The organism is Pseudomonas sp. RW409 (genome assembly GCF_003184125.1).
GTDB lineage: Bacteria > Pseudomonadota > Gammaproteobacteria > Pseudomonadales > Pseudomonadaceae > Aquipseudomonas > Aquipseudomonas chlororaphis_I.
Genome location: NZ_QHHP01000041.1, coordinates 833,488 through 844,252 on the forward strand (window position 1 = coordinate 833,488; position 10,765 = coordinate 844,252).

General features: G+C 64.2%; 10 protein-coding genes. 2 read left to right on the forward strand and 8 right to left on the reverse strand.

The features are described from left to right. Window positions 1-60: 60 nt before the first annotated feature. Entirely contained in the window at window positions 61-567 is a 507-nt protein-coding gene (locus tag DK261_RS24315; RefSeq protein ID WP_038632008.1) for a DoxX family protein, read from the forward strand. Between the two features lie 1,397 nt (window positions 568-1,964). Here the strand turns inward: DK261_RS24315 and DK261_RS24320 are convergent. The 5 genes from DK261_RS24320 to DK261_RS24340 form a co-directional block, all read right to left on the reverse strand. Then, a complete protein-coding gene (locus DK261_RS24320; protein ID WP_110176650.1) occupies window positions 1,965-2,726 on the reverse strand; it encodes a DUF2063 domain-containing protein in 762 nt (253 codons plus the stop codon). Further along, a complete protein-coding gene (locus DK261_RS24325) occupies window positions 2,719-3,615 on the reverse strand; it encodes a DUF692 domain-containing protein (protein ID WP_231999337.1) in 897 nt (298 codons plus the stop codon). The genes DK261_RS24320 and DK261_RS24325 overlap by 8 nt, the downstream gene beginning before the upstream one ends. A 64-nt stretch (window positions 3,616-3,679) precedes the next feature. After that, window positions 3,680-4,066, reverse strand: coding sequence for an EF-hand domain-containing protein (locus DK261_RS24330; protein WP_009048660.1), 387 nt, complete (start codon window positions 4,064-4,066; stop codon window positions 3,680-3,682). A 194-nt stretch (window positions 4,067-4,260) separates the two neighbouring features. Then, window positions 4,261-5,193, reverse strand: a complete 933-nt coding sequence (gene nudK, locus DK261_RS24335; RefSeq protein WP_110176652.1) for a GDP-mannose pyrophosphatase NudK — start codon at window positions 5,191-5,193, stop codon at window positions 4,261-4,263. A gap of 37 nt (window positions 5,194-5,230) precedes the next feature. Then, window positions 5,231-5,851, reverse strand: a complete 621-nt coding sequence (locus tag DK261_RS24340) for a TetR/AcrR family transcriptional regulator (RefSeq protein WP_028682179.1) — start codon at window positions 5,849-5,851, stop codon at window positions 5,231-5,233. 151 nt (window positions 5,852-6,002) lie between these two features. On the opposite strand from DK261_RS24340, the gene DK261_RS24345 reads away from it, so the two are divergent. Then, window positions 6,003-6,443 carry a hotdog fold domain-containing protein gene (locus DK261_RS24345; RefSeq protein WP_039968008.1) on the forward strand — a complete coding sequence of 147 codons (441 nt, stop codon included), beginning with the start codon at window positions 6,003-6,005 and terminating at the stop codon, window positions 6,441-6,443. Between the two features lie 58 nt (window positions 6,444-6,501). Here the strand turns inward: DK261_RS24345 and fabV are convergent, their stop codons facing one another. The 3 genes from fabV to DK261_RS24360 form a co-directional block, all read right to left on the reverse strand. Beyond that, a complete protein-coding gene (fabV, locus tag DK261_RS24350) occupies window positions 6,502-7,698 on the reverse strand; it encodes an enoyl-ACP reductase FabV (RefSeq protein ID WP_053268883.1) in 1,197 nt (398 codons plus the stop codon). Window positions 7,699-7,907: 209 nt separating this feature from the next. Continuing rightward, complete coding sequence (locus tag DK261_RS24355) at window positions 7,908-9,197, reverse strand: FAD-binding oxidoreductase (protein ID WP_110176654.1); 1,290 nt, start codon at window positions 9,195-9,197, stop codon at window positions 7,908-7,910. Further along, window positions 9,197-10,750 carry an amino acid permease gene (locus DK261_RS24360; protein ID WP_038579596.1) on the reverse strand — a complete coding sequence of 518 codons (1,554 nt, stop codon included), beginning with the start codon at window positions 10,748-10,750 and terminating at the stop codon, window positions 9,197-9,199. Before DK261_RS24360 ends, DK261_RS24355 begins: the two co-directional genes overlap by 1 nt. Window positions 10,751-10,765: the final 15 nt, after the last annotated feature.

Below are 10,765 nucleotides of genomic sequence, written 5' to 3' on the forward strand. Positions count from 1 at the left end.
AGCCGCTGCCGCAGGCTGCGCCGCTTTTGCACTCCCCACTTAACACCGGAGATCCACCCCATGATCCTCACGCTTTCATCCGCCCTCGACGGGCTGCAACGCCAGCTCAATCGCGTCTCCCCCTGGGTCGCGCTCCTCAGCTTGCGCCTGCTGCTGGCCTGGGAGTTCTTCGAGTCGGGCCTGGAAAAATGGCAGGGTGAAAACTGGTTCCAGGAAATCCAGTCCGCCTTCCCGTTTCCCTTCGACCAGCTGCCGGCAAGCCTGAACTGGCAGCTGTCGATGTGGGCCGAGCTGCTGTGCGCCCTGGCGCTGCTGCTGGGCCTGGGCACCCGCTTCGCCGCACTGGTGCTGATTGTGGTCACAGTGGTCGCCACCGCCGCCGTGCACTGGCCGGCGGACTGGTCGACCCTGAGCGAGCTGGCCCAGGGTTACGCCATCAGCAACAAGGGCCACGGCAACTTCAAGCTGCCGGTGATCTACCTGGCGGCGCTGCTGCCGCTGCTGTTCCAAGGCCCGGGCAAGCTCAGCCTGGATGCATTGATCGGGCGCCTGCGCCACAGGCGCTGATACCCCGGGGACAAAAAAAGCCGCAGCGTGAGCTGCGGCTTTGGCGTTTCTACGGGGGAAATTCGATAACAGGCCCATCTCCCTGTAGCCGCTGGCGCAGCCTGCGCTCGGCGGCGTAGCCGTCGTAAAACCGGCTATCCCGTTCGGTCTGATACACCGCGCTGCCTGGGTTTGCGGCCGCTGCGCAGCCGGGCGCAGGCTGCGCCAGCGGCTACATAGGGCCAATAACGCCTTGGTTGTGCAGCTGTCGCAGCAGGTTCTGGCCAGTTGATCGGGCGCCTGCGCCACGGGCGCTGATACCTTGGGGCAGAAAAAAGCCGCAGCGTGAGCTGCAGCTTTGGTGTTTCTGCGGGGTGGAAGTTCGATAACAGGCGCATCTCCCTGTAGCCGCTGGCGCAGCCTGCGCTCGGCGGCGCAGCCGTCGTAAAACCGGCTATCGCATTCGGTCTGATACACCGCGTTGCCTGGGTTTGCGGCCGCTGCGCAGCCGGGCGCAGGCTGCGCCAGCGGCTACACAGGGCCAATAACGCCTTGGTTATGCAGCTATCGCAGCAGGCTCAGCCAGTTGATCGGGCACCTGCGCCACAGGCGCTGATGCCTCGGGGCAGAAAAAGGCCGCAGCGTGAGCTGCGGCTTTGGCGTTTCTACGGGGGAAAGTCGATAACAGGCGCATCTCCCTGTAGCCGCTGGCGCAGCCTGCGATCGGCGGCGCAGCCGTCGTAAAACCGGTGATCGCGTTCGGTCTGATACACCGCGTTACCTGGGTTTGCGGCCGCTGCGCAGCCGAGCGCAGGCTGCGCCAGCGGCTACACAGGGCCAATAACGCCTTGGTTATGCAGCTGTCGCAGCAGGCTCAGCCAGTTGATCGGGCACCTGCGCCACAGGCGCTGATGCCCCGGGGGCAAAAAAGCCGCGGCGTGAGCGGCGGCTTTGGTGTTTCTACGAGGGGAAATTCGATAACAGGCGCATCTCCCTGTAGCCGCTGGCGCAGCCTGCGATCGGCGGCGTAGCCGTCGTAAAACCGGTGATCGCGTTCGATCTGATGCACCGCGTTGCCTGGGTTTGCGGCCGCTGCGCAGCCGAGTGCAGGCTGCGCCAGCGGCTACACAGGGCCAATAACGCCTTGGTTATGCAGCTGTCGCAGCAGGCTCAGCCAGTTGATCGGGGCCTGCGCCACGGGCGCTGATGCCCCGGGGGCAAAAAAGCCGCGGCGTGAGCGGCGGCTTTGGTGTTTCTACGAGGGGAAATTCGATAACAGGCGCATCTCCCTGTAGCCGCTGGCGCAGCCTGCGATCGGCGGCGCAGCCGTCGTAAAACCGGTGATCGCGTTCGGTCTGATACACCGCGTCGCCTGGGTTTGCGGCCGCTGCGCAGCCGGGCGCAGGCTGCGCCAGCGGCTACACAGGGCCAATAACGCCTTGGTTGTGCAGCTGTTGCAGCAGACTCTGGCCATTGGCGAGAAAGGTGTCGAGGTCGTCGATGCCCGCTTCCAGGGCCAGGCCTTGCAACTGGTCGCGACCGTGGAGTTGGGGGAACGCCTCGATACGCTCCAGCAGGCGCCAGGCCAGCGGGCTGAGCTCGGAGAAATGCACCCGGTAGTCGGCATCGCGGCGGATCAGCAGCAAGGTTGGTGCAGCCCCAGGCTCCCTGGGACGCCAGGCCGGCCCCAGGCGCTGCACCGGCCAGGCGTAGGCCAGCGGCCAGGCCAGGGGCGACAGGCGCAAGGGGTGGGTCAGCAGCCGCTCCGGGTCGCTGGCTGGCAGCGGCTCGGCCTCGGCCTGTTGCAGGGCCATTTCGATCCACTCGTAATGGCTCAGCTCCAGCATAAAGGCCGGCCAGCTGGCGTCCTGCAAAGCGGCGGGCGTGGAAGCCATCCAGGCCACGAACTCGCCGGCGATCTCGCCGAACTTCGGCGTGGCGCAACGGTGTTCGCGCAGGAACACCCGCAGCAGCCGGCGCCAGTCCGCCTCGCCGAGTATCGAGCGCAGCACCGGGAAGGTATTGCCAAGCAACGACAGCAGGTTGTCGAACACCAGCTCGCGATAAATCTCCACCCGCGCGCGATCCATCCCGGCGGGCGGTGCGCGGTGCTCGGGATCGCGCAGGTAGGCGGTCAGGGCCTGTTGCTCGGCGTCGAGGGCGATCAGCGGCTTATCCATGGGCCCACCTCCCCTGTGCCTGACGGGCACTGGCCTGCAACCGGCGGATGCTGTCCAGCTCGCCCAGCAGCTCGGCGAATGGCGGGAAGTTGAAGTCCCGTTCCAGCAGGGTCGGTTGCACGCCAAACAGCTGGTAGGCGCGCGCCAGCAAGTCCCAGACCACCGGTTTGACCGGCGCGCCGTGGGTGTCGATCTTCAGGCTGGCGGACTGGTCGTAGTGCCCGGCCACATGCATCGCCACCACCCGCTCCGGCGGCAGGCCGGCGAGAAAGGCCTGGGGTTCGAAGCCGTGGTTCACCGAGTTGACGTAGAGGTTGTTGACGTCCAGCAACAGGTCGCAATCGGCTTCGGCCAGCACCGCGTTGGTGAAGGCCAGCTCGTCCATGTCCTGGCGTGGCGCGGCGTAGTACGAGACGTTCTCCACCGCCAGGCGCCGGCCCAGCACATCCTGGGCCTGGCGGATGCGCGCCGCGACATGGCGCACCGCCTCTTCGGTGAACGGCAGCGGCAGCAGGTCGTAGAGGTGCCCGTCGTCGCCGCAGTAGCTCAGGTGTTCGCTGTACAGCGGCACCTTGAAGCGCTCGAGGAACTGCCGCACTTCCCGCAGGAACCCCAGGTCCAGCGGCGCCGGGCCACCGAGGGACAACGACAGCCCGTGGCAGCTCAACGGGTAACGCTCGGCCAGGGCGCGCAACGCGGCGCCATGGGCACCGCCGATGCCGATCCAGTTTTCCGGCGCCAGCTCCAGAAAATCAAAAGCGCCCGCAGGCGCCGTATTCAATGCGTCGAGCAAGGCACGACGCAAGCCAAGCCCCGCGGCTGCCGAAACGGGCAGCCGTGGGGCTTGCGCGGATGATGGGATGTTGCAGGGTGGTATTGAGGGAGGCATGGGTCCGTCTCCTGGTTGCCCCGGAAAAAACGGGGGGCACCTGAGTGCCCCCCGCCACCGTCGATCAGGACTCGATCGCCGCACCGCATTTGCCTTCGCCACATTTGCCTTCGGCCGAACCGGCCTTGGCCGCCAGGTACTGCTTGGCTTCGCTCAGGCTGATGGCGCCATCGTGGTTGGCGTCGATCTTGTCGAACTCGGCGGCGCGCTCGGGGGCGGCGGCGATGAACTCCTCGCGGGAGACCTTGCCGTCGTGGTTAGTGTCGGTCTTGGCGAACTTGTCTTCGCCGCACTTGCCTTCGGTGGAGGTCTTGACCCCGTCGGCCGCGGCCAGGGTATAGCCCTGGGACAGCTCGGTCATGCTCAGCGCGGAAGCGGCGGTGGACAGGCCCAGGCCGCCGACCAGTGCCAGGCCGAGCGCGACGTTGGAAACATTGGAGAGTTTGAACATGCTGATACCCCTTCGATGGATTGATTAACGGTTCCCGCCACCGACACCGAGAAGCTCGGTGCTGGCGGGTGGACGTAGTTAATCCTCGGGGTGTATCCAGGTTGTGTGCACAACCGGCGCCAGGACAAGCAGGTGTATCAGCACCGGGCCGATACACACTTCGATACAAGGCCGTCGGCCAGTTGAGCGCTAACTTAACGGGCCGAAGTGCAACGCGGGATGTCCTGCAGCGAACGGTAGACCGGCAGGCCCAGGCGCTCGCCCATCGCGACCAGGGCATCGGCACTGGCGCAGGCGCCGCCGATGCGCAGCAGCGCGTCGCAACGCTGCAACTGCTGTTGCGCACGCTCCTGGAACCCGGCGCCTGGCTCGCCGGCAGCGCTCGAATCCTCCGCCGCCAGCCCCAGCCACTGGCCGAATACGGGGCTGTGCCCGGCCTCGAACAGCCGCGCGGCACAGTCATCCAGGCTGGCGACCTGCTGCGCCAGCGCCGCTGCATCGTCGGTCGCCGAATACCGGGGCGCGGCCACCAGAATCGTCAGGCGGCGCGACGGCATCAGGCGCAGCTCCAGGTATTGCAGGAGCATGATGGTCTTGCCGTCGACGATCTCGCCGCTGCGCACCATGTCCAGCGCCTGCTGGTAACCCAGCTCCAGCACCTCGATGTCCTCGCCCTCTTCTTCCAGGCCGCCACCGTCGCCGATACGGTCGTCGGGGGAATACTCGCCGATGAAAAAGTGCAGGCGCTCGGTGACCGAGCCGGGGCTCATGAAGGCTTCATAGACCTTCTGCACCGCGCCGACGCGGTAGCCGGTTTCCTCCTCGGCTTCCAGGCGGATGCGTGCTTCCGGACTGGCATTGTCCAGCAGGCCGGCGGCGGTCTCGATCAGGTAGCCGCTGTGGTCGTTGACGTAGGTCGGCATGCGGAACTGGCGGATCAGCAGCACCGTGCGCCGCTCGCGGTTGTACAGCAGGATGGTCGCGCCATTGCCGCGGTCGTAGACCTCGCGGGTCTGCGCCTGCCAGCTGCCGTCGCGGCGTTGTAGGTCGAAGCTGTATTTCTTCAGCAAATACCAGTTGTCGGAGAGCATCTCCTCGGCGGTGATGCGCACGGGTGTGGCTTGCATGGTCTTCCCCCTTGGCAATTGGATGTCGTTCAACGCGTCACTGATGGGCGCCGATCGAGCGCCAGGCAGCCTCGGCCAGTTCCTGGCGATAGGTGCCCGGGCTGCTCTGGACCCGGCCGGACAACCAGGCGCGGCAGTAGTTTTCCGCCTGCCCGACGATCAGCGACGGCAGCAGCTCGGCGGGTATCCGCGGTAATTCATCGGCCCGGGTGTGGGCCGTCAGCCACTCGCGCAACTGGCGGTTGCGCGCCTTGTTGCGGCTGGCCAGCTCTTCGGCGAACGGGCCCTTGGCGACCGCATACCGCGCCTGGAACTGGAACCGCGCCCATTCGGGCTGGGCGTCGACCCAATCCACATAGCTGTGCACCAGCGCCTGCACACCCTGCTCCAGGGTCTGGGCGTCGCTCATGTAGCGCTCGCGTAGGCCGGCCTGATCGTCCAGCGCGGCGAAAAACAGCGCGGCCACCAGCCCTTCCTTGTTGCCGAAGTGGTGATAGATCGCGCCGACGCTGGTATCGCAGGCCGCGCGAATCATTTCGATGGTGGTGGCTTCGATGCCCTGTTCGTTAAAGCACGCCAGGGCTCGGCGCAGGATGTCGCGTTTGAGTTCGGCCCTGCGGCCGGGGTAGCAGCGTTCAAGCAGATCGATCGTGTCCATTGCCCATCACAAAACCAAGGTCCAGGGAACAAGGCGCGCACGCCTCAGTGAATGGTGGCGCCAGCTTGACATATTTCGCGAAAGCAGAATATTGTTCTTTTACAGAATATTATTCTGTAAACCAAAAAATAATCCGCTACGAGGCATTACCATGAGTCAGGTTCTCAGCATGTTCAGCGCCGCAGGTCCGGAAAAGTTCAGTCAGATGGCCTGCCAGATGGCCCCTTACTTCAGCACCATCAACCCGTTGATCGCCGAGCTGAGCGCGGGACGTTCGGTGGTGCGGGTGCCGTTTCGCAAGGAGATCACCAACCACCTGGGCACGGTGCACGCCATCGCCCTGTGCAACGCCGCCGAACTGGCGGCCGGGGTGATGACCGACGTGTCGATCCCGGCCGGCGCGCGCTGGATTCCCAAGGGCATGACCGTGGAATACCTGGCCAAGGCCAAGACGTCGGTGCGCGCGGTGGCCGATGGCGGCGCGGTGGACTGGAGCAGCAGCGGCGACAAGATTGTCGCGGTGGAGATCTACGATGAGGAAGACCTCAAGGTCTTCAGCGCGCGCATCACCATGAACGTGAAAACCGCCTGACCCAGAAACGACAACGCCCCTCACGAGAGGGGCGTTGGCGATGACGCAGTAAGCTCGCTTACACCTGGATCAGGTTGGCGATCTTCACGTCCGGATCGACATCGGCTTCGTAGTCGACGCCGTCGATCTCGAAGCCGAACAGGCGCAGGAATTCCTGCTTGTAGCCGGTGAAGTCGGTCATCTGGTAGAGGTTTTCGCTGGTGACTTCATCCCACAGCTGCTTCACGCGGTCCTGGACGGCAGGTTCCAGTTCCTTGTAGTCGGCACGCAGGCGGCCTTCCTGGTCGATGATCGGGTTCGGGTTGTACAGGCTGTCCTTGTACAGACCATAGACCTGCTCGATGCAACCTTCGTGACTGCCCTGCTCTTTCATGACCTTGAACAGCAGCGACAGGTACAGCGGCATGATCGGGATCGCCGAGCTGGCCTGGGTCACCACGGCCTTGAGCACCGATACCCGCGCGTCGCCGCCCAGCTCCGACAGCTCCTTGCGGATGCCGATGACTTTCTGGTCCAGGTCCTTCTTGGCTTCGCCGATGGAACCGTTCCAGTAGATGTCGTGGGTCAGCTTCTCGCCCAGGTAGGTGAAAGCGGTGGTCTTCGCGCCTTCGGCCAGTACGCCGGCTTCGTGCAGCGCGTCGATCCACATCTGCCAGTCTTCGCCGCCCATCACGGCGACGGTGCCGTCGATTTCTTCCTGGGTGGCTGGCTGCAGGGTGGTTTCTTTAACGATTTCCTTGTCGGTGTCGACACCGCGCAGGGTCACCGATTTGCCCAGCGGCTTGAGGGTCGAGCTCAGGACTTCGCCGGTTTTCGGGTGGGTGCGACGCGGAGCGGCCAGGCTGTAGACCACCAGGTCGATCTTGCCCAGGTCGCGCTTGATGGTTTCGATGGTCTGGCGCTTCACTTCGTCGGAGAAGGCGTCGCCGTTGATGCTCTTGGCGTACAGGCCTTTTTCTTCGGCGAACTTGTGGAACGCCGCGGTGTTGTACCAGCCGGCGGTGCCGAGCTTGCCGTCAACGCTGCCGCGCTCGAAGAACACACCCAGGGTGTTGGCGCCGCAACCGAAGGCGGCGGTGATACGTGCGGCCAGGCCGTAGCCGGTGGAAGCGCCGAGCACCAGTACGTTCTTTGGCCCAGCGTCGATGGTGCCTTGTTCGGTGACGTAGTCGATCTGTTGCTTGACGTTGGCTTCGCAACCGACCGGGTGGGTCGTCACACAGATAAAGCCGCGAACGCGGGGTTTGATGACCATACACAATCTCCCAATTTCAATATGCCAAGAGCCAATACGGGCTGCAGCAGCGTCACTTGTTCAAGTCGTAGACGCTCGGAACGTCCTCGCGTCACGCCTTGGGTTTTCAATGAGTGCAGATTTGCCCGCCAGCATAAGTTCATTCCGGGGTTTGGGCCAGAAAACGCTGAGATTGCTCCATGGCCTGTACAGCCTGGGAAAAGCGGCGGTCATTTGTTCAAGCGGTGGGCATCGTAGGCGTCCAGGGCCTGATAGGCGGTGTAGGTCGCCTGCGCCGCGACCAGGCCGGCCAGGCCGAAGGTGGGCACCAGGCCGAACTTGCCGAACCCCTGGGGAATGGGGATGGCCTTGGCGATGGCATCCGCCAGCACCTCCCCCGCCACCGTGGTCGGGGCCATGCCGTGACCGCCGAACCCCACGGCATGCCACACGCCGTTGTCGTCCCGGCCGATCTGCGCCATCTGCTGGCGGCCGTAGCTCATCAGCCCGCCCCAGGCATACTCGATCTCCACATCGGCCAGTTGCGGGTAGACCGTGACCAGATCGGCTTTGAGCAAGCCGGCGATCGCCTGCGGGCCACGGTTGAGGATGGAAATGCGCCCGCCCCAGAGGATCCGGCTGTCCGCCAACGGACGGTAATAGTCGAAGGCAAAGCGGGTGTCGTAAATGGCCGACTCGCAGTTGATCGAATCCTTCAGGGCCTCACCCAGGGGCTCGGTCGCCACCACATAGGTAGCAATCGGCAGCGTCGCCCGCTCCACCGGGCGGTACAGCCCACGGGCATAACCGCCCGCGGCGAACACCACCTGCTCGGCCAGCACTTCGCCGCCCGCGGTCTTGACCAGGTACTTGCCGCCCTGCCGCTCGATCGCCAGGGCCGCGGAGTGTTCGTGGATATCGATGCCGTAGCCGGCAACAGCCGCGGCTACGCCATACACATATTTGAGCGGGTGGAAGTGAAAGGCGTTGCTCTCGAACAAGGCGCCGAAGTAGCGCTCGGTCTTGAGCTTTTCCCGCAACTCGCCCGGCGGCACGTACTGCCAGTCGACGCCGTAGACCTCCTTCATCAACTGCCGGGGTTTTTCCAGGCGCGCCGGGTCGTTGAACCAGTTGGCCAGCAGCACGCCCCTGTCGGTCAGGTCGCACTGGATGCCGTATTGCCGGACGCGCTGGCGAATCAGGTCGACCGCGTCGATGGTCAGCCGGTAGAGCCGCCGCGCCTCCTCGCGGCCCAGGGTCTTGAGCAGCTCGGCATTGCCCAGGCAGTAACCGCCGAATACAAAACCGCCATTGCGCCCCGAGGCGCCGTGCCCGACGGTGTGGGATTCGAGGATCACCACATCCTTGACGCCACGTTCGGCCAAACCCAGCGCCGTGGACAGCCCCGCCAGCCCTCCGCCCAGAATGCACACCCGGGTCTCCACCCGGCCGCCGAGCGCCGGATAGGCGGTCTTCTCGACCGTGGCTTCGTAATAACTTTCGAGAAAATCCTGACTCATCACTTGGCTCCGACCTGGGTCATGCGCACAGGAAGACCCACCTTCTCATTCATCGCCGATTCCGCTGGCAGATCACATTCGGACTTGCTGCGAATCATTGAAAAGCTCATGTCATCGAACCGGACGAACCTGGAGCCACTGATGACTTTGTGCGCCAGCCAGATCACCAGGAACAGCACCAGGCCAATGTAGGTGGCGGTCAGCCCGGCCCAATCGATCGAGTCGCCGAGCAGGGCCTGATAGTTCTGCCCCAGGGTGACGAACAGGCACAGGACAAAGGCGAAAATCGGCCCGAACGGAAAGAACCGCGACACATAGGGCAGATTGCCCAGGTCGTTGCCCTGGCGCACATAGCCGCGGCGAAACCGGTAGTGGCTGACCGCAATGCCCAGCCAGGCGATAAAGCCGAGCATGCCCGAGGTGTTGAGCAGCCAGTTGTAGATCTGCCCCGGGCTGAAAATGAAGGTCAAGAAGCACAGGGCCGCCACCGTGGCGGTGGCCAGCAGCGCCCACCGCGGGGTGCCGGATGCGCTCAAACGGGCGAAGATCGCCGGCGCCTTGCCTTCCAGGGCCAGGCTGTAGAGCATCCGTGAGGAGGCATACATGCCGGAGTTCCCGGCGGACAGCACCGAGGTCAGGATCACCGCGTTCATCACCGCGGCCGCGCCGAGCATGTCGGCCCGCTCGAAAATCAGGGTAAAGGGGCTGACGCGGATATCGGACACCCCATTCCTCAACAGGCTGGGGTCGTTGTAGGGAATCAACAGGCCGATGATCAGGATGGTCAGCACGTAGAACAGCAGGATCCGCCAGAAGATCTGCCGCACCGCGCGCGGCACGTTTTTCCCGGGGTCCCGGGTTTCACCGGCAGCGATACCGACGAACTCGGTGCCCTGGAACGAAAACCCCACGATCATCGCCACCCCGACCAGGGCCCCCAGGCCGCCGACAACAGGCGCATCGCCAATCAACCAGAGCCTGGGGCCGGCATTTTCACCGCCGCTGAGAATGCCGAACAACATCAGAACGCCCACTGCGATAAACAGCAGGATAGTGATGACCTTAATCAGGGCGAACCAATATTCGGACTCACCGAACAAGCGCACCGAAGCCATATTGAGTGCGGTAATGATCAATAGAAAACCCGCACTCCAGATATACCCCGGCACATCCGGAAACCAATAAGCCATGATGATCTGCGCGGCCACCAGATCCACAGCAATGGTCACTGCCCAGGCATACCAGTAGTTCCAGCCCAGGGCGAAGCCGAAACTTTCATCGACATACTTGGAGGCATAAGTGGAAAACGAACCGGTGACCGGCATGCAGGACGCCAGTTCACCGAGGCTGGTCATCAGAAAGAACACCATGGCGCCAATGACCACAAAGGCCAGCAGCGCTCCGCCGGGGCCGGACTGGGCAATGGTCGAGCCCGAGGCGACGAACAGCCCGGTGCCGATGCTGCCGCCAATGGCGATCATGCTCAGGTGCCGGGGCGTCAGGGTTCGTTTCAGTCCGCCGGTGGTTTTCTCGCTGTGAAAATCGCCGGCCATGTCGCACGCACCCGG

Bases quoted from the DNA above. Each gene is read 5' to 3' on its own strand.
- DK261_RS24315 (WP_038632008.1), top strand. From the start codon at position 61: ATGATCCTCACGCTTTCATCCGCCCTCGACGGGCTGCAACGCCAGCTC.
- DK261_RS24320 (WP_110176650.1), bottom strand. From the start codon at position 2,726: ATGGATAAGCCGCTGATCGCCCTCGACGCCGAGCAACAGGCCCTGACC.
- DK261_RS24325 (WP_231999337.1), bottom strand. From the start codon at position 3,615: ATGCCTCCCTCAATACCACCCTGCAACATCCCATCATCCGCGCAAGCC.
- DK261_RS24330 (WP_009048660.1), bottom strand. From the start codon at position 4,066: ATGTTCAAACTCTCCAATGTTTCCAACGTCGCGCTCGGCCTGGCACTG.
- nudK (WP_110176652.1), bottom strand. From the start codon at position 5,193: ATGCAAGCCACACCCGTGCGCATCACCGCCGAGGAGATGCTCTCCGAC.
- DK261_RS24340 (WP_028682179.1), bottom strand. From the start codon at position 5,851: ATGGACACGATCGATCTGCTTGAACGCTGCTACCCCGGCCGCAGGGCC.
- DK261_RS24345 (WP_039968008.1), top strand. From the start codon at position 6,003: ATGAGTCAGGTTCTCAGCATGTTCAGCGCCGCAGGTCCGGAAAAGTTC.
- fabV (WP_053268883.1), bottom strand. From the start codon at position 7,698: ATGGTCATCAAACCCCGCGTTCGCGGCTTTATCTGTGTGACGACCCAC.
- DK261_RS24355 (WP_110176654.1), bottom strand. From the start codon at position 9,197: ATGAGTCAGGATTTTCTCGAAAGTTATTACGAAGCCACGGTCGAGAAG.
- DK261_RS24360 (WP_038579596.1), bottom strand. From the start codon at position 10,750: ATGGCCGGCGATTTTCACAGCGAGAAAACCACCGGCGGACTGAAACGA.